General features: G+C 41.3%; 18 protein-coding genes. 11 read left to right on the top strand and 7 right to left on the bottom strand.

What is annotated here, in order from left to right:
• Positions 1 to 13: 13 nt before the first annotated feature.
• From ACYQ3L_RS27455 to ACYQ3L_RS27480, 6 genes are all read right to left on the bottom strand, one after another.
• The gene (locus tag ACYQ3L_RS27455) at positions 14 to 1,495 is read right to left on the bottom strand and encodes an MBOAT family O-acyltransferase (protein ID WP_379994544.1); all 1,482 of its coding nucleotides are present in this window, start codon (positions 1,493 to 1,495) and stop codon (positions 14 to 16) included.
• A 41-nt stretch (positions 1,496 to 1,536) separates the two neighbouring features.
• Positions 1,537 to 2,985: a LysM peptidoglycan-binding domain-containing protein gene (locus tag ACYQ3L_RS27460; RefSeq protein WP_379994477.1), complete on the bottom strand. Its 1,449-nt coding sequence runs from the start codon at positions 2,983 to 2,985 to the stop codon at positions 1,537 to 1,539.
• 16 nt (positions 2,986 to 3,001) lie between these two features.
• Positions 3,002 to 4,381, bottom strand: coding sequence for an SGNH/GDSL hydrolase family protein (locus ACYQ3L_RS27465; RefSeq protein ID WP_379994478.1), 1,380 nt, complete (start codon positions 4,379 to 4,381; stop codon positions 3,002 to 3,004).
• A 283-nt stretch (positions 4,382 to 4,664) separates the two neighbouring features.
• Positions 4,665 to 5,144: a pyridoxamine 5'-phosphate oxidase family protein gene (locus ACYQ3L_RS27470; protein ID WP_379994479.1), complete on the bottom strand. Its 480-nt coding sequence runs from the start codon at positions 5,142 to 5,144 to the stop codon at positions 4,665 to 4,667.
• Between the two features lie 95 nt (positions 5,145 to 5,239).
• Entirely contained in the window at positions 5,240 to 6,154 is a 915-nt protein-coding gene (locus ACYQ3L_RS27475; RefSeq protein WP_379994480.1) for a DUF3316 domain-containing protein, read from the bottom strand.
• Complete coding sequence (locus ACYQ3L_RS27480; protein ID WP_379994546.1) at positions 6,135 to 8,798, bottom strand: DNA gyrase/topoisomerase IV subunit A; 2,664 nt, start codon at positions 8,796 to 8,798, stop codon at positions 6,135 to 6,137. The genes ACYQ3L_RS27475 and ACYQ3L_RS27480 overlap by 20 nt, the downstream gene beginning before the upstream one ends.
• A 492-nt stretch (positions 8,799 to 9,290) precedes the next feature.
• Here ACYQ3L_RS27480 and ACYQ3L_RS27485 point away from each other — a divergent pair, with 492 nt between their 5' ends.
• Positions 9,291 to 9,674 carry a LytTR family transcriptional regulator DNA-binding domain-containing protein gene (locus tag ACYQ3L_RS27485; RefSeq protein WP_379994481.1) on the top strand — a complete coding sequence of 128 codons (384 nt, stop codon included), beginning with the start codon at positions 9,291 to 9,293 and terminating at the stop codon, positions 9,672 to 9,674.
• Positions 9,671 to 10,552: a hypothetical protein gene (locus tag ACYQ3L_RS27490; protein WP_379994482.1), complete on the top strand. Its 882-nt coding sequence runs from the start codon at positions 9,671 to 9,673 to the stop codon at positions 10,550 to 10,552. Before ACYQ3L_RS27485 ends, ACYQ3L_RS27490 begins: the two co-directional genes overlap by 4 nt.
• A gap of 16 nt (positions 10,553 to 10,568) precedes the next feature.
• On the opposite strand, the gene glpE is transcribed toward ACYQ3L_RS27490, so the two are convergent.
• Entirely contained in the window at positions 10,569 to 10,859 is a 291-nt protein-coding gene (gene glpE / locus ACYQ3L_RS27495) for a thiosulfate sulfurtransferase GlpE (protein WP_379994483.1), read from the bottom strand.
• A gap of 109 nt (positions 10,860 to 10,968) precedes the next feature.
• Between glpE and ACYQ3L_RS27500 the strand changes: the two genes are divergently transcribed.
• The 9 genes from ACYQ3L_RS27500 (at position 10,969) to hisF (ending at position 18,646) form a co-directional block, all read left to right on the top strand.
• Positions 10,969 to 11,772 carry a hypothetical protein gene (locus ACYQ3L_RS27500; protein ID WP_379994484.1) on the top strand — a complete coding sequence of 268 codons (804 nt, stop codon included), beginning with the start codon at positions 10,969 to 10,971 and terminating at the stop codon, positions 11,770 to 11,772.
• 240 nt (positions 11,773 to 12,012) lie between these two features.
• Positions 12,013 to 12,978: a homoserine O-acetyltransferase MetA gene (gene metA / locus ACYQ3L_RS27505; RefSeq protein ID WP_379994486.1), complete on the top strand. Its 966-nt coding sequence runs from the start codon at positions 12,013 to 12,015 to the stop codon at positions 12,976 to 12,978.
• Positions 12,979 to 13,015: 37 nt separating this feature from the next.
• The gene (locus ACYQ3L_RS27510) at positions 13,016 to 14,851 is read left to right on the top strand and encodes a peptidase U32 family protein (RefSeq protein ID WP_379994488.1); all 1,836 of its coding nucleotides are present in this window, start codon (positions 13,016 to 13,018) and stop codon (positions 14,849 to 14,851) included.
• A 154-nt stretch (positions 14,852 to 15,005) separates the two neighbouring features.
• Positions 15,006 to 15,425: a VanZ family protein gene (locus tag ACYQ3L_RS27515; RefSeq protein WP_006797597.1), complete on the top strand. Its 420-nt coding sequence runs from the start codon at positions 15,006 to 15,008 to the stop codon at positions 15,423 to 15,425.
• Positions 15,426 to 15,463: 38 nt separating this feature from the next.
• Complete coding sequence (locus ACYQ3L_RS27520; protein WP_379994547.1) at positions 15,464 to 15,937, top strand: TlpA family protein disulfide reductase; 474 nt, start codon at positions 15,464 to 15,466, stop codon at positions 15,935 to 15,937.
• An 82-nt stretch (positions 15,938 to 16,019) separates the two neighbouring features.
• Positions 16,020 to 16,613: an imidazole glycerol phosphate synthase subunit HisH gene (gene hisH, locus ACYQ3L_RS27525; protein WP_291112840.1), complete on the top strand. Its 594-nt coding sequence runs from the start codon at positions 16,020 to 16,022 to the stop codon at positions 16,611 to 16,613.
• Positions 16,614 to 16,625: 12 nt separating this feature from the next.
• Positions 16,626 to 17,108, top strand: coding sequence for a magnetosome magnetite crystal formation protein family (locus ACYQ3L_RS27530; RefSeq protein ID WP_379994489.1), 483 nt, complete (start codon positions 16,626 to 16,628; stop codon positions 17,106 to 17,108).
• Between the two features lie 11 nt (positions 17,109 to 17,119).
• The gene (gene hisA / locus ACYQ3L_RS27535; RefSeq protein WP_379994490.1) at positions 17,120 to 17,848 is read left to right on the top strand and encodes a 1-(5-phosphoribosyl)-5-[(5-phosphoribosylamino)methylideneamino]imidazole-4-carboxamide isomerase; all 729 of its coding nucleotides are present in this window, start codon (positions 17,120 to 17,122) and stop codon (positions 17,846 to 17,848) included.
• 45 nt (positions 17,849 to 17,893) lie between these two features.
• Entirely contained in the window at positions 17,894 to 18,646 is a 753-nt protein-coding gene (hisF, locus tag ACYQ3L_RS27540; RefSeq protein ID WP_379994491.1) for an imidazole glycerol phosphate synthase subunit HisF, read from the top strand.
• The last annotated feature ends 681 nt before the right edge of the window (positions 18,647 to 19,327 follow it).

The following is a 19,327-nucleotide window of genomic DNA, read 5'->3' on the forward strand; positions in this document are numbered from 1 at the left end:
TTTGTAATGCCTTTTAAAATTGGAAATAGATAAACGGCTGAGGGCCGCTCGACATTGTAGCATACACCAGCCAGAATGCTAATCCGGCCAATCCTGCTTTGAATACCAACGGAGTACTGTTGAACCCGGCTTTTACCAGATTTACAAACTTCTCAGGTAAGAAATGCATAACATATCCTATGGCGACAAGGATAAATACATTCTTGTATCCTTCGAGAACAACCAGCCAGTCGTGTGGTGCGAATGTCAGGTTGCCGATACTCATAATCACGTCACCGGCCAGTTCGAAACTACCCGCGCGGAAGAATATCCAGCAGAAGGCCACGAAGTGGAATGTGAGCAATATGCAGATGATACGGGTAAAACGGTTGTCCGGTACTTTTATAAATTGTTTGAAGAAACGCTCTACCACCAATATTCCCCCATGTAATCCGCCCCACATGACGAATTTCCATGATGCCCCATGCCAAAGGCCACCGATAAGCATTGTGAGGAACAGATTTATATAGGTTCTTATTTTCCCCTTCCGGTTACCTCCCAAAGAAATGTACAGATAGTCGCGTAACCATGACGATAGAGATATATGCCAGCGGCGCCAGAATTCTGTGATGGATTGTGATTTATACGGAGTCAGGAAGTTGGGTGGAATGGTGAATCCCATCAGTAAGGCCAGCCCGATTGCCATATCTGAATACCCCGAAAAGTCACAATATATTTGCAATGTATAGCCATATACAGCCATTAGGTTTTCGAATGCCGTATAGCTCAATGGAGAATCAAATACACGGTCGACAAAGTTGGTAGATATATAGTCCGATATGACGGCCTTTTTTATCAGACCTATCAGTATAAGGAATATGGCTGTACTGGTTTCCTCTCTGGTCAAATGTAATTTTTTGTACATCTGCGGGAGAAAGTCCTTTGCCCTGATGATAGGCCCTGCTACCAGTTTAGGGAAAAAGCTGATATAGAAGCAGAAATCGAGGGTAGACCTGGCCGGTTCCATCTGCCTGCGGTAAAGATCTACGGCATAGCTGATGGCCTCGAATACGAAGAATGAAATACCGATGGGCAATATTATATTCCGGAAAGATAAATCACCGTGAAATATCGCGTTAATGTTATCAATCAGGAAGTTTGTGTATTTATAATACGACAGCATCCCCAGATTGGCTACAATGATGAGTGTAAGCAACAGTTTCCGTGAAGAAGGTTTCTCTACCTCATACATCTTTTTTGATAACAGATGGGTAACAACAGCGCAAACAAGCAGCAGTATATAGTAATTCCCTCCTGCTTTATAATAGAAGAATAGCGAGAAAACAATAATATATATCTTACGGAAAAGCTCATGCTTCTGAGACTTTGTGAGCACATATATAATATAGAATACAAGGAAAAGCCCAAGGAACAGCGCACTGTTGAATAACAGGGGATGCTCGGGGTTATATACAAACCACGAATAAATGTCCAGATTTCCAAATAGTTTAGATATGTAATCGGGAAGATATATGTCGGTTATATTTAATAGTGTTTTCAATTTATCTTTTTCTTCTTAAAATTATTATATGCGTCAATAAAGTCGGAAGCGAATAATTGACCTTGAGCCTGGTATCCACTGCTTGTGTAGTGGACCTTGTCCCGGGCAATCAGACGTGCATACTCTCCTTTGGGCGCGATACCTGATGCTCCCCCCATACGTGTATATAAATCCCATACAGGCAGGTTACTTAATCCCATAAGGGCATTGCTGTAGTCTGTGATATAGGTATTTACGCGACGGCGCCGAAACATGGATGGTGGCGGGGTCATAACCAACACCGTTGCGAAAGGATTCAACCTTTTTATATTTTCTGCGAACTCCTGTATCTGATAAATATACTCCGTATCGGATAGTTTTCCGAATGACTCATTTGTGCCAAAAGACAAGATCACCAGATCGGGGCGGAGGATAGGCAGCTGTTCAAAAAACAACGGATATTTATTATAATCCGATAGTTTTGCACCATTAACTCCTATCGAATGGTATATGACACCTGGCTTGTCATTTTCTATGACAAACCCGTTGAGGTTATACATCGGTTGCTTTTCAGCCGGTAAAATAGTTATACGGCTCATCAATGTATCGCTGGTATAGGATGAGTAATATGGTTTGGTTACCATATTCACATAGTCTATACTGTCTTTCGCTATATTGGATGTCTGGGCTTTGGTCTGTACAGGCCTGGTACTTCTGGCTCCTGCTTTTACCGGAATTTTAAGCCTCTGCTTTGGTCTTATCATATTCGACTTCATCCCGTTGGCATTCTTTATCTGCGCTACGGTAACTCCATATTTCCGTCCTATTACCGATAAGCTTTCCCCGCTTTTCACGGTGTGGTATCTCATCCCTATAGTAGATGCCGTGACGGTACCCGATGAAGAAACCTGTAATGGCTCGGCTGTTACGGACATTCTGTATTGGGGTTCTTTGGTCGGATATATGATTTTTACATTATTAAACTCGTATCCTTCCTGCGTAGACAGTTGCAGAACGAAGTCTTCGGCAGAAGTGTATAGGGCTATCCCGCTCAGTCCCACACCTACATCGGCAACAGGATATACATTCAACAGGCTCTGCCATGTGGCATTACATGCATATTTTACATAACGGGGACCGTTTGTCCTCACCAGACTGTAAGGGAATGTAAATCCGAACCCTCCGTTCCCGAACTTGATCTGTAGGGCTTCACGGATTGCATTGGTGAAAAAGTCAGCCTGAATATGTGAATCGCCTATATGCACTATATTAACTTTACCTTGCTTGTTTTTCTCTAAATTGTATAATTTCTCAAAAATGGCTGAGAGTAATGCCTGATTAGCAAAAATATTGTCACCGTTATCCTTTGTCTCCTTGCTGTCGTATCTGCCTTTGGCAGAGAGCATCAATGCAGGCAATAATAAAAACAGGAAGAATAGGGGTAGTATTTTCTTTGCAAACTTCATCGGCAGGTTATTTTCTTTATTGTTTCGCTTTAAATTTCGTGTATCCTTTATCTATTTCACTATATATCAGTTTGGCCACTTTCTTTGAGCCGGAGCCGTTGAAGTGGGTATAATCCTTATTGGCCAGTTTATTATCTACCCAGGTTACCATCGAACCTTTGCCTCCCATCACTTCATACAGGGATATAAAGCCGGAATTGGTCTTGCGTGCATAATTCCGTTGCGCATTGGCGAGAGGAACCACAGCTGGGTCGGTTTGCATAGTCCCGTCTATCTTCAATGCCCTGTCTGCTGTGGAAATGACTAATATATCGGCATTCGGGAAGCATTCATGCAGATTGTTCACTACTGTTGTCATATTCCGTTCGTACCAGTTGTAATTCAATGAACCATAGCCTAATACATTTGCTCCATAGTGAAGGATTATCAAATCATAATTCAGTACCTTATCGAAAGCATTCATCAATGCCGGGTTTAGGATGGACAGGGGCAGACCCGAATTTCCACGGGTAGAAAAATTATCCACATGCACACCTTCTCCGTTATCGAAATTGAATCCGTAGATAGGTATGGAATCTGCATTATGGAAATTGACCTGTATCGATTTGGCATTGTGAGACGAAAGGGACAGTGTATTTAGCAGATTTACAGGATTCAGGATCTTGCTGGATACCGAATCTTTATCTGCCGCAACCGTTACATAGGCTTTGCTGTTATTACCCCTGCCGTATAATAATACGGGATTATTCAGTTGGGTCGAATGTTTCTGTGACTGTGCTTTATATCTTACCCAATATGTTTGAGCAGGATCTTTTGCAAAGAAAACCTGCCCGTCTATACCAAATGGTTTCATCGGTTTCTTCACTTTTACAAATGATTGGGAAAACCAGTTTTTAGAATACTGGTGCGATATAGACCCTCTGGCCCCTGCCGAGAGTGAGGATACGGCCACATAGCCGACACCTTCTCCTCCATAATTTTCCTGAAACTCACTGCGGACGTCTTGCACTATGTAGTCCCCGTCGTTCATGGAGTCTCCAAAATAGGCGATTCTGACCTTACCTGTTTTTGTCTCTTGCAGTTCATGCAGCTTGGTGTAGAAACGATTGAGGTTTTGGTATCCGTCAGCTGTCAATGCAGGATTAAAGTTGGCATCTACTTCTTCATAAGCCTGAACTTTTGTACTATCCGGCTCTATAACCGGTATGTCATGTATTTCTGTTGTATCGCTCTGAGCCATAAGAGCCATGCTATCCATCAGGATATTTTCGTTCGCTTCCACATGTTCCGAAAACAAGCGTTCAGGCAAAACTTCCTTGAAAACTAAAAAGGCTGCTATGGATAAGGCTACGAATAAAATTGCCTTACCAAAATACGAATTATTAGATGTACTCACAATCAACAATTTAATCTAATGTTTTATTTGATTCTGAAACTGTTTTTCTAAAGTTGTGCAAAGCTACTTACTTTTCGCTAAAATATATTATGAGAGAAAATATTTTAGTGATATTTTACTTTTATGTCAACGTATCCGGTTCCGATGATCAGATAAAACAATAGCTGTTTACAGATACAAAAGTATATTCTATCTTTCGTATTTTGTCATTGTTTCAGTACGTTTGTACCAAATACGGCGTTTACTGTATGAAATTTGGATTTCTTATGGTGAAATAGAGCGGTTAATATTTTGCTTTTGCCGTAATGTGTTCTATTTCTATTTTGAATGTGGCTGTCCGGCTCCATGATTTATCCATATACTTTTCACCGAGTTCTTCATAGTCCGGTGAATATTTACGGACCAGCAGGCGCAAGGCCTTTCGCTTCTCATCATCTGACATATCTATGCCGGCTTTGCCGAATACGATAACACTTTCGAAGAGGGTTGTAAACTGTTCGGCAATAGGTTTGGTAACACCTACGACGCAGAATGAAACTTTATCGTTTTCTCTTAATATATCCAGTTTCTGCCCCTCCGGCGCACAATGGAAATAGAGGCTGTTACTTTCTTTGTCAAACGCATAGCTGATGGGTATCCCATAAGCATAACCATTCTCTGTTGTTCCTAAGCTCAGGAATCCGTATTCGGAAGTTTGCAGTAGTTCGGTAATGCGAACCTCATCTTCCAGTATTCTGTTTTGTCGTCTTACTTCTCTGAACATTTGGCCTCCCCAACCCCTCCAAAGGAGGGGCCTTTGGTTTATATTTATAAATTACCCACTCTGTTCACCTCCCTTTCGGAAGGTTGGGAGGGGGCTTAGTATCCGTTCCAATAATTATTCTTCGCCTTCTCTCTTGGTCTTTTCACGCTCTCGATAGGAAAGCCGATTACGAAACTATTGGTATAGTGGTGGGTTTGTATATCATGTACTTTCGTCTGATACCACGAACCAAGATAGCCTACGCGGATAGTATATTTATGTATCGGTACATCTACTGTCAGGTAATTGCGCAACGCCCGCTGATTATGCAATGAAGCGAAATTGACTACCCCGACGGAGTTACCTAACGAAATCTCATAATAAGATTGTCCGTATTTGGGAGAGAACAGCATACCCATAAAAGGCGTATCCATTTGCCAGCGTACGGCAAACCATTTGAATTTATAGGATGCTGTAAGCGACAGGTTCAGATTGGTATATCCACGTGCAGTGGCAGGATTATTCCCGTTGCGCTCATTATAAAGTACGCCTGCATTGATATCCCACAGCCCACCGACACCGAAGCGGAATGCATCGGTATTATACAGGCTGTAATGTCCGCCGATACGGTAATTTGCCAAAGCCCAGTATTCAGTGGCGTTCTTTGCCGGATTGTCCCCTTTGGAAAAGTCCAGTTCAAAGACCTGTTGTTTGTAGAATTTATAATTGAGCCACGTGGTACGGCGCATTTGCTCATACATCAGATGTATGGAAAATCCTTTGTATTCTAATGGTGACAAGTATGTGTCGTACATATTGGCAGAGCCAATGGATGCAGTGATGGTGTTGTTGGTGATAAGAGGTTTTGGAATACTTAGACCGGAGTCATCAATAATTATTGATACTTGTTTTATTGCATCAGCTTCAATGACTACAGTTTTCAGAGTATCTTCTTTAATTTGAGAAGAAATACTGCTGCAAAGAAGTAAGCAGCATGTCAAATACAGATATCTACTCTTCCTTATCTCCATCTTTAAACAATGATTGTTGCCCGGTTATTTCATCTATGATATCCGATATAGGCCGGTTGTCGATTTCGTCATCGTCGTCATCTATCTGTACTTCGAATTTCTTTTCTTCTTCCTCTGCTACTTCGGGGAAACGGATAGGTTCCAGTTCCCTGATCTCTCCGATTTCGAATGTCGACAGGCGTTTGCCTTTTGCTTTAAAGCCTTTTACTGCGATGAATTCATCGGCATCTATTTCCAATGCTTCACGGTAATTATCACGACCACCGAATGTAACCTGTATCCGCGGATAAACAATATCGGTCAGTATATGTAATTTCGATTCATGATTTTCTCCAAGGAAATTCTGTTTCTTTGCTGAGGCTTCGAATGCAAAACGTTTCAGATACATGAACTGCTGGTCAGCATCAAACAGTACGGCTGTCCAGGTCTTATTCGCGTCGAATTTCTCTATACGGATAATACCTGCTTCGTAGTGATTGGTTACATCAAAATTTGAAGTATAGAACTCCCCGTTTTGATTAACTACCAATATCAGGTCATCGCTCTGAAATTCTCCGAGGAATTTGCCGCGTCCGTCATAGTTAAGGCGTAATACATCCTGGTCGAACCAGACTTTGCGTCCTCCGAGGGTCGAGCCTCCTTTCTGTTTCAACGATATTTTATGCACTTCTGCTTTTGTGAGAATATTACCCATCGACTGGCGTCCTTTGATGGCTATATCGCTGAAGTCTTTTTCGAAAACGAGTATTTTCTGGCGTGGTTTGGGTTTCAGTATTACACGTATTGTTTCCGCCTCTCCGTTAGGATTCGCGCTGAAATATACAATCCGTGAGCCTTCCTTACCCTGTGTTACATCGTATTCCTTATCGCGGGTGATACCTGTTACAGCAAAGCGTTTAATATAATCGGGCCCATGCTTTCCATGACGGTATACCACATTGTAAATTGTACGGTTGTCGTTACGGCGGAAGACATAAAGATACAGTACGTTTTTGCCGACGAACATTTTATCACTGACTTTTACAATCTTATATTTCCCGTCCTTATAGAAAATAATAATATCGTCAATGTCGGAGCAATTACATACATATTCGTCTTTCTTTAGCCCTGTCCCGATAAAGCCTTCTTCGCGGTTGATGTAAAGCTTTTCGTTGGCTTCCACAACCTTTGTAGCCTCAATGGTATCGAAACTCCGTATCTCCGTTTTACGGGGATAGTTCTTGCCGTATTTCTCTTTCAACATCATATACCATGAAATGGTATAGTCTACGATGTTTTCGATATCATGCTTTATTTCTTCTATTTCTTCTTTATATCTGGCGATCAGTTCATCCGCCTTGTCGGAGTTGAATTTGAGGATACGGCCCATTCTTATTTCCATCAGTTTCATGATGTCTTCACGGGTTACCTCGCGGATAAACAGTTTGGCAAATTTAGACAGGCGTTTGTCGATATGTTCGACAGCGGCATCCATGTTCACGGCGTTTTCAAACTCTTTATCTTTATAGATGCGTTCTTCGATAAATATTTTTTCGAGAGACGAGAAATGGAGTGTTTCTTCCAGTTCGCTCTTTTGTATTTCCAACTCAAGTTTGAGTAACCTTTGTGTATTTTCGGTCGTATCTTTGAGTATTTTGCTGACAGCGAGGAAATACGGCTTGTTATCTTCAATTACGCAGCAGTTTGGAGAAATGCTGATCTCACAATCAGTGAAGGCATAGAGCGCGTCTATTGTTTTATCAGACGAAACACCGGCAGCCAAATGTACATGAATTTCTACATTCTGGGCTGTGATATCGTCTACCTTACGGATTTTTATCTTGCCTTTGTCATTTGCCTTCAGGATAGATTCTACGACCGAAGACGATGTCCTTCCATAAGGAATATCACTTATGACAAGTGTTTTATTGTCCAGTTTGGATATTTTGGCACGTACTTTTACCGAACCGCCGCGTTCTCCGTCATTATATTTGCTTATATCTATATATCCCCCTGTCTGAAAATCAGGATATAAAGTAAATTCTTCTCCTTGCAGATGCGCTACGGCAGCATCGCATAATTCGTTGAAGTTGTGAGGGAGTATTTTAGAAGATAACCCTACGGCAATACCTTCAGCACCCTGTGCCAGCAATAAAGGGAATTTTACGGGCAGGGTAATGGGTTCTTTGTTACGCCCGTCATACGATGGTTTCCATTCGGTTGTCTTAGGATTAAAAAGCACTTCCAGTGCAAATTTAGAGAGGCGGGCTTCTATATAACGGGGAGCGGCTGCACCATCCCCGGTGAAGACATTTCCCCAGTTTCCCTGACAATCGACCAGTAAATCTTTTTGGCCCAGCTGTACCAAAGCGTCACCTATAGATGCGTCTCCATGCGGGTGGAACTGCATGGTGTGGCCTATGATATTTGCCACCTTGTTGTAACGTCCGTCATCCATTCGCTTCATCGAATGCATGATTCGTCGTTGTACGGGTTTTAACCCGTCGGTAATATGCGGAACGGCACGTTCGAGTATAACATAAGAAGCATAGTCCAAAAACCAGTTTTGGAACATGCCTGACAAATGTAGCTGATTGTCGCCCGAGTCTTTCACTGGTACCTTATAATCGGAATGGCTGCTGTCATTCTCCGATTCCTCATCCATAACGGGTTCGTCGTTCTCTAAATTCTCTGGTTCGTCGATAATATCTTCGGGGAACATGTGTAATATCTGATTTTAAGTAAAAGATAGAATTTAATGATACATTCCGGATTGCAAGCTGTTTCTTTACTACCCAAAGTAATAAACAGGTCTGCGATCATAGCTATTTCAAAACTCGTTCAAAGATAGTTTTTTTTGCTGTGAAATCAAAATTGATAAATGAATATGGAGAGGGTAATTTATTATTATATTTCGCTCTCTTATCTTGTATGTTTTTTGATATTTTATATCCCGCAAAACAACTGCAGGAGATCTGTTAACTTACAATTGATACTATTAAAATCCTATATTTGTATTTGAATAGTATGAAGATTACAATGATACATATTAGACATATATATTTCATACAACAGATCGCCTGTTTAATACATAAAGTATCTTTGGATAGTGGATTATATCAGGAATAATCTATTTTTGTATTAAATTAATGAGGTAATGCAGAGATATCTTGTATTGGCAAACAGTAACGACCTGGTGAGGGTCTCTCCCGAGAGGATAGTCTATATATCTTCCGACGGGAATTATTCCACTATGGTGCTGGTCAATAAGGAAGAGCATCTGTTTTCGTTCAATCTGGGGACTTTCGAAAAGGTTATTGAGCAACAGCTGGCCAACGATGCAGGTACTTTTATACGTCTGGGTAAAAGCCTGATTATAAATGCACAATATATCTATTACGTGAACGTTTCCAAGCAGCAGATTATTCTTTCAGATATCAGCTTTCCTCATAAATTTGCACTTTCTGCTTCGAAAGAAGCTTTGAAAGCATTGAAGACAGTATTGGAAAATAGTATAAAAAGCAGGAGATCCGAACAATGAGCAAGAAAGATATACAAACAGAAAACGAAGTCTACTTTCTTGGCTCAAAAGAAAGTAGGGATAAAAAGCCCGCCTCCAAAAAGAGGTGGTGGCTCATAGCTGTGGCTTGTGTAGTGATAGCAATAATAGTAGCATTGTTGATATTGCTATTGCGCAAACCGGATGCCGATTATTATTTCGAACCTGAAACGGAAGAGGCTGTGCATACGGCTGGTATAACTCCTGATACGATAAAGGCTATATCCGGTGATACCATAAAAGGCTATGTGGAAATATTGGAAGAAACGGTTAACGATGTGCCTATGTTTGTTTACGTACCTCATCATGCAACACTGTCATTATCTGTAGGTATGCCGGATAAGTCAGATTCAACGATTGTTCTCATCACACAGGCTGCCGATATCAGGGGTGATAATTACGAGATAGTAGGCGATTTTGTCCTTGCCGGGGAAAAACTATCGCGGGGTGTTGCCAAAACAGGATTTTGCGCGGTCATTGACGGTGAAGTTACTATCGGGGTTTCGGATAATACTCCATTGTTGCAAAAGGCGATTGAATCGAAAGGCTATTTTTTCAGGCAATACCCATTGGTAGATAATGGTGTACTGATAGAAAACAATCCGAAGAATAAATCGATCCGCAGGGCGCTGGCTACACGTTCCGGTAAGGTGATAATGGTAGAAAGCCGCAGCGCCGAGTCATTCCATGATTTTGCGCAGGCGCTGGTCGATATAGGGGTAATTGATGCGATATATCTGGTTGGAAGCAATACTGCATTTGGCTGGTACTATGACAAATACCACGTAAAGACTGAATACGGAAGTACCCAGTCTGAAGAGCTTAAGAATATATCTTATATCGTTTGGCGTTCGCAATGAGATACCTGTACGGAAATCACTCCCATCCCTCGTATCCGCCATCGATGCTATACACATCTTCAAAACCCTGCTCTGTAAGGAATTGGGCTACCATTTGGCTGCTATTTCCATGATAGCACATGACTAATATGGGATAGGTCTTATTTGTCATTGACACAAATCCGGGTATGCTCAGGTGGGTAAGATGTGTCGCTCCTTTTACGTGTCCTTGCCGGAAGCTCTCTTCATCTCTGATATCTACCAGTATTGTTTCGGGATTCAATAGTTTTTCTTTGGCCTGATGCGGTGTAATTCTCTTTAACGGCATTCTTTTCTATTGTTATTAGTTTATTCTATATATTATTTGATGTTATAGATTGAACAAATTCAACTGGTTTTTGTTTTTAGTCTTAAAATCACAAATAAAGGACACTGACGTGCAAAAGAAACTATTACTTGCCTTATTGGCAATTATTCAATCATCCCTGATACTCGCTCAATCCGGACCTGCCTATAGGAAAGGAACATTCTTCGCCCTGTGGGGCTGGAACAGGGATGCCTATACGAACTCCGATATTCATTTCAAGGGTAATGATTATGACTTTACTCTCCATAAAGTGAAAGCATCAGATAAACAAAATAAGATCAGCTATTTCAATTACCTGCGTCTTGATCGGATAACCATTCCTCAAACAAACTTGCGCCTGGGGTATTTTATAAAAGATAATATGGCTATAACTTTAGGTGTAGATCATATGAAATACGTTATGGACCAGAATCAGACCGTAGATATAGACGGACATGTAAAGCCTGAATACCAGTCTCATGTGAATGACGACGGTTCTATAAAACTGACTGACGACTTCCTCACATTTGAGCATACCGACGGGCTTAACTATATAAATGCAGAACTGGAATATTATAAGAATTTCTTCCATAAAGGTATTCTTAACGTGAATGGTCTGATCGGCGGTGGAGCCGGATTTCTTATGCCCCGGAGTAATGTTATGATGATGGGGAACGAACGGCACGACGCTTTTCATCTCGCAGGATTCGGGTTGAATGCGAAAGCCGGGCTGGACCTAAATCTGTGGAACTTGTTTTTTATACGTTCCGAAGTGAAAGAGGGATATATTAATATGCCAAGTATAAGGACGACCGTATCGTCGGACGACAAAGCTCATCAGGCATTCTGGTTTGCAGAACTGACTTATGCATTTGGGTTTAACTGGCATTTTTAGAAGGATATAAGTGCCTGTAGAATAGATTTATATATACTCGGTGTAGTATTTAAAAAGTGTTTGTTGATTTTAGAGTAACCAGAAGTAAGTATTAATTAAGTGTCTGATAACCGGTTACTGTTAACAGCATCCCCCTTTCGGGCCCTGGGGGACTGTTAACTTAAAAAAATCATAACTCATAACCTATAACTCATAACTAAATCATAACTTTGCATACTTGATTTGTAAAAGCTATAGACCATGCCAGTTAATATACCTAACAATCTTCCGGCGATTGAGATTCTGAAGAAAGAGAACATCTTTGTAATGAACCAACTCAGGGCAAACGAACAGGATATCCGTCCTTTGCGTGTGCTCATTCTCAATCTGATGCCTATTAAGATAATGACGGAGACTGATTTGATAAGGTTACTGTCAAACAATCCGTTGCAGGTAGAAGTAGAGTTCCTGAAGCTGGAAACCCATACTTCTAAGAACACTTCGGAAGAGCACCTTGAAATGTTTTACAAGAACTTCAGTGAGGTGAAGGATGATTTCTATGATGGTATGATAATAACAGGTGCACCTGTGGAACTGTATGAATTTGAAGAAGTGACTTACTGGCCCGAAATATCTTCTATATTCGACTGGGCGCGTACTCATGTGACATCTACATTATATATATGCTGGGCGGCACAGGCTGCCATGTATCATTTCTACGGAGTGAAAAAATATCCGCTACCGGAGAAAATGTTCGGTGTATTCAAGCATATTGCCCATGATAAGAAGTTCCCGTTATTCAGGGGGTTCGACGACGAGTTTTATATACCTCATAGCCGCCATACAACCGTAACACGGGAAGATGTGCTTCGGCATCATGAGTTGAAAATACTGTCGGAGTCGGATGATTCCGGTGTCGGAATAGTTGCATCCCGCGGAGGACGTGAATTTTACCTGACAGGACATTCCGAATATGCACCATATACACTTCATAACGAATATATACGGGATGCGGAAAAAGGCTTACCTATAAAGATTCCGCTCAATTATTATAAAAATGATAATCCTGAGAACGGGCCGGTGGTACGATGGTCGGGGCATGGTAATCTTTTATTTAATAATTGGCTCAACTACTTTGTATATCAGGAAACTCCGTATGATAAAACGAGAATCAAAGACTTGGGTAATATAGACCCTATGAACGAGGGGTATATGTACCATATCTAAGTTCAATCAATAAACAAATATTATAAGAAAATAAGCTTTGCTGAAAGCGCGCAAAATAGAGCTGCTTGCTCCTGCTAAGAATCTGGAATGCGGTATTGAAGCCATCAATCACGGAGCGGACGCGGTGTACATCGGCGCACCGAGATTCAGTGCGCGTGCAGCTGCCGGAAATACACTTGATGATATCAGGTCGCTGGCGGAGTACGCACATCAGTTCGGAGCAAAAGTGTATGTCGCCCTGAATACCATATTGACAGATAGCGAATTGCAGGACGCCGAAAAACTCATCTGGCAGTTATATGCCGATGCCAAAATAGATGCGCTGATAATTCAGGATATGGGTATCACTATGCTTAATCTTCCACCGGTTGCATTGCATGCAAGCACACAAATGGATAACCGGAGCGCGGAGAAGGTGAAGTTTCTCGAAGATGCAGGATTTAAGCAAATCGTATTGCCCCGGGAATTGACAATAGATGAAATAGGCGAAATTGCCGCCCATGTAAAAACTCCTATCGAAGTCTTTGTGCATGGCGCATTGTGCGTATGTTACAGCGGGCAGTGTTATCTCAGTCAGGCTTTGTCGGGGCGAAGTGCGAACAAAGGAGCATGCGCCCAGTATTGCCGTTTACCGTACACGCTGGTTGACGCTGACGGAGAAGAGATAATGCAGAAGAAGCATTTTCTGTCGATGAAAGATCTCAATCTGTCGGATAATCTGGAAGAATTACTGGAGGCTGGCGTCAGTTCCCTGAAGATAGAAGGACGGTTGAAAGATGTTTCCTATGTAAAAAATATCGTTGCCTATTACCGTATGAAGCTGGCTGCAGTCATGGAGGGAAATCCCCAATATATAAGGGCCTCGTCGGGCAAATCTGTCTATACATTCGAACCCAGTCCGGAGAAAAGTTTCAACAGGGGCTTTACCAGATACTTTCTGCACGAACGCAGTCGTAATATGTGGTCGGTAGACTCACCCAAGTCGATAGGTGAACCGATCGGGAAGATTACTGAGATTACCACAAAATATATAAAGGTTAATGGTGCCAAAAAGATACACAACGGCGATGGCCTTTGCTATTTCAATAATAAAAAAGAGCTGGAGGGTATCCATGTTAACCGTGTAGAAGGAGAGCTTATTTTTCCGGCAACGATTCCCGATGTTAAGCGTGGTACTTTTGTGTACCGCAATTATGACCATGAGTTTGAAAAGTTGTTGTCGAAGAAATCGGCGGAACGCCGTATAAGCACGACTATTGAACTGAATGAAATTTCGTTCGGCTTTTCTTTAGAAATTACCGATGAAGACGACAATTATGCCATCCTCAATTTTGAAACAGAGAAGCAAACGGCTCTGAAAGACCAAACTGAAAATATCCGGAATAATCTGAGCAAGACGGGTAATACGATATTTAAAGTGGAACAGGTCAATATAAACTGGAACGATAGTTGGTTTGTCCCGGTGTCGCTGTTGTCGGAATGGAGAAGACAACTGACAGATAAACTATTATCCGTAAGGAAAATCAGATATCAACAGGAAGTTGTCCCTCATAAACGGACCTCGCATGCTTTTCCTGTTAAAGATATTACATATCTGGGGAATGTGATGAACGAAAAGAGCAGGCAATTTTATACGCAACATCAATCGTCGGTGATACAGCCTGCGTTTGAAAAACAGGGACAAAAAGATGTCCCTCTGATGTTTACTCGTCATTGTATCAAACAGTCATTAGGTTGGTGCCCGAAAGAAGGAAGCGAAAAACATCCTTACAAAGAACCTTTCTTTTTGATATATAACAATACGAAATTGCGTCTTTGGTTCGATTGCCGGAATTGTGAGATGAAAGTATTTAACGATTCGTACGCAGAATAATATATATATTGATATTTTCTGTATCTTTGAACCTGTATTGGAAATACCTGATATGAGTAATGCATGCAATTCAATGGGATACTCTCAAGTCTTAACCTGCTGTTGTTGTTTTACTTATCAATGTAATAAATAGGTCTGCGACCTTATTCATGCTATGCTGAAAAGAATTGTAAGATATACCTGGCCCCCTGCGGTCATTGCTGTTATCATTTTTTATCTATGTTGCCTTATCCCTACGGATGATATACCTGATGTCGGGTTTCAGTTCTTTATCCCTGCCGATAAGATTGTGCATTTCCTGATGTATTTCGGTCTGGCCGGAGTGGCATCTTTCAATTATATCTTTTACAAAAAAGGGCATATTATTATATTGAAGCTTGTTGTTTTCGCCATACTGGTCCCAATAATTTACGGGGGAGTAATAGAGATAATACAAGCGGAATATTTCCCGGGAAGGAGTGGGGATTGGTACGATTTTCTGGCTGATGCGCTGGGTGTACTGGCATCCTTACCTATTTCCCTTTGGTTTAGGCGTTTTATGTTAAACAGGCAATTACAGGAAGAAGACATATGAAAAAGTCAATCGTTATTTTGTTCGTGTTATTTTTCTCAATGAGCATATTTTCTCAGGAAGAAAATTACCAATATAAAGTAAAAGTGGGAGATATTGCTCCCGATTTTGAAATGAGTTTGCCTTCGGGGCAAAAGGTGAAATTATCCTCTCTGAGAGGTAAGGTTGTTATGTTACAGTTTACTGCCAGCTGGTGTGGAGTTTGCCGTAAGGAAATGCCTCATATAGAGAAAGAGATATGGCAGAAGCATAAGGATAATCCGAATTTTGCGTTATATGGCATAGACCGCGAAGAGCCTGCCGAAACAGTATTGAAATTTGCCAAAGCGACAGGAGTGACTTATCCTATCGGTTTAGACCCGCAAGCGGATATCTTTGGCACTTACGCGGAAAAAGAAGCGGGGATCACAAGGAATATCATCATTGATAAGAATGGAAAGATAGTAATGCTTACCCGGCTTTTCAAGATGGAGGAGTTCAACGAAATGGTTGCCCTGATTGATTCTTTACTTTAACAGTGAGCAGTAAACAGTAAACAGTTATCAACTTGTATCTCGTATCTTGTTTACTTGTAACTCGTAACTTTTTTATTAAAAAATGAGTATCGTTATTATAAAATATAATGCAGGGAATATCTTTTCGGTAGAACATGCTTTCAAACGTTTGGGCGTTGAAGCTATTGTATCTGCTGACAAAGAATTGATAAGGACTGCTGACAAAGTGATTTTCCCGGGGGTAGGAGAGGCCAGTTCTACGATGCATCATTTGCGTCAAACAGGATTGGATAAGCTTATTCCCGATTTGGAGCAGCCTGTGCTGGGTATTTGTCTGGGCATGCAGTTGATGTGCGCCCATTCCGAAGAAGGCGATGTGGATTGTTTGAATATATTTGGTGCGGAAGTAAAGCGCTTTGCATCCGAAAGACACGAAGATAAAGTGCCTCATATGGGATGGAATACAATTACAAATCTGAAAAGTGAGGTTTTTGACGATTCACTGGAGGGGGAATTTGTATATTTTGTACATAGCTATTATGTAGCCAGTTGCAAGCATACGGCAGCAACAACAGATTATATCCTTCCATTTAGCGCGGCCATCCATAAAGATAATTTTTATGCAACCCAGTTCCATCCCGAAAAGAGTGGGGGAGTGGGCGAAAAAATATTAAAGAACTTTTTGTTGAATACCTAATACCAATTTATCATGGATAAGTACGATGAATTAAGGAAGCTGGAGGAGCTTAGGGCTCAGGGAGCAATTTCGGAAGAAGAATTTCAGCAGGAAAAGCACCGGATATTGAACCCCGGCAGCTATGGAAACGATGGAAGGGGATTAGGTGGTATACAGAAAGATACATATATCGTGCTGATGCACCTGTCGCAGTTTGCAGGCTTCCTGGTTCCGGGATTAGGCTTTATCCTTCCCATTGTGCTGTGGCTGGTAAACGCAAAAGAATATCCGGAAGTAGACAGGCATGGAAAGAATATCGCGAATTTCATGATAAGTATGCTTATTTATGCGACAATAGCCGGTATCTTCTGTATCACGATCATAGGGATTATAATAGGGCTTCCGATGCTTATCATCATCGCGGTACTCGAAATCGTATTCATAATCATTGCAGCAATAAAGGCCAGTAACGGAGAATATTGGAAGTATCCGTTATCAATCACCTTTTTTTCTTAAATAAACAGAGCATGATAGAGATTATCCCTGCTATAGATATTATTGACGGTAAGTGTGTTCGCCTGTCGCAAGGCGATTATAATGCAAAGAAAGTATATAACGAAGATCCGCTGGAGGTAGCGAAAATGTTTGAAGGCGCGGGTATCCGCCGTCTTCATCTGGTGGACCTCGATGGCGCGAAGGCAAAGAGGGTCGTCAATCAGGCTGTTCTGGAAAAGATAGCGTCAAATACATCCCTCGTCATTGATTTTGGCGGAGGGGTACAAAGTGATTCCGATCTGGATATTGTTTTCGATTCGGGAGCTTCTATGGTTACCGGAGGGAGTATCGCAGTGAGGGATAGAGATTTATTTATCTCCTGGATAGCGAAATACGGCAGTGAAAAGATAATCTTGGGGGCTGATTGTAAGGACGGTAAAATCGCTGTTTCCGGTTGGCAGGAGTCTACATCGGTTGATATTATTCCTTTTATAAAAGATTATAAAGCGGAGGGTATAAAAAAAGTTGTCTGTACCGATATCAGCAAGGATGGCATGCTTCAAGGTCCGTCTATCGACTTGTATAAGGAAATCCTGAAATCTTTTCCGGATCTCTGTTTAATTGCAAGTGGCGGGGTCGGTAGCTTTCAGGATATACTCGATTTGGAGAGTGCGGGTGTGCCTGCTGTTATTTTAGGAAAAGCTATTTATGAGAAACGGGTGACGTTGGACGAATTAAGGGTTAAAAGTTATGAGTTATAAATTCTTAATCCTTCATTCTTAATTTTTCATTTTTAATTAAAATACGTGTTAGCGAAAAGAATAATACCTTGTCTTGATGTAAAAGACGGGATGACCGTGAAAGGAACCAATTTTGTGAACCTCCGGGAAGCCGGAGATCCGGTGGAACTCGGTGTGCGTTACAGCGAACAGGGAGCCGATGAACTGGTATTTCTTGATATTACGGCATCGCACGAGGAGCGTAAGACATTTACCGAATTGGTAAAACGTATTGCCGCAAATATAAATATACCTTTTACCATCGGTGGAGGTATCAATGAATTATCGGATGTAGACCGCTTGTTGAATGCCGGAGCGGATAAGGTTTCTGTAAATTCCACAGCCATAAGAAATCCGGAGATAATTGAGAAAATAGCCAAAAACTTCGGTTCACAGGTTTGTGTTTGCGCAATAGATGCTAACTTTGAAGACGGGATATGGTCATGTTACACCAGCGGTGGACGTAACAAAACAGATAAAGAACTTTTCTCCTGGGCTAAGGAAGCTGAAAATCTCGGCGCAGGTGAAATCCTTTTTACCAGTATGAATCATGACGGAGTGAAGACCGGATATGCGAATGAGGCATTACGCCGGTTGTCCGAAACATTGAATATCCCTGTTATTGCCTCCGGCGGGGCCGGGAATATGGAACATTTTCGCGATGTATTTGTTAATGGTAAAGCAGACGCAGCCTTGGCAGCCAGTGTTTTTCATTTTGGCGAGATAGCGATAAAAGATTTAAAGGATTATTTGAAAAAAGAAAATATAAACGTAAGATAGTTTACGTGAATCAGTATTTGAGAACTTTATCTATATAATAATAAGCTATTAGCTGTTAGCCGTTAGCTTATAGTTCTTTGAAAAGTTGAAAAGGCCCCCTGGCCTCCGAAGTGAAAAGAGAATGAACCCTTCAATCCTCCAAGGGGCAGGGCTGTTAAGTTCTCCACTTTGTTCTGTTATTTTCGGCTGTCATTGGCTCCGCTTCGCTCTGCCGAACGTTGTTTCTGAGTGGAACGAAGGATCTCTTTCGATTAAAGAGATGTTTCACTTCGTTCAACATGACAAAGAGGATATAAGAATGCAGAACTTAACAGCCCTCCCCCAAAGGGGACTTACAGAGAGGGGGAAAAAAACAGATAAAAAATAGTGGAAAAAGTGTAACTTTTGTAACTTTTTTGATATAGTTACGAGTTATTTCGCCCTGTGGGCAGTTACGAGTTACGAGTAGACAAGATACGAGATACGAGTTGTTAACTGTTTACTGATATATCTGTTACCTTTGTTACTTTTTGAAGGAGATGCTTCGCTCCACTCAAGCATGACAGGGTATAATAGTTCTCAAAAGCGAACGGTTAATAGCTATCAGCTAATAGCTAAAAACTGTTACTTCTGTTACCTTTTAACAATATATAGTTAATAAATATAAAAATAATAAGACAAAAACAGTAAAAAAAGTGTCAG

The organism is Dysgonomonas termitidis (assembly GCF_054657735.1).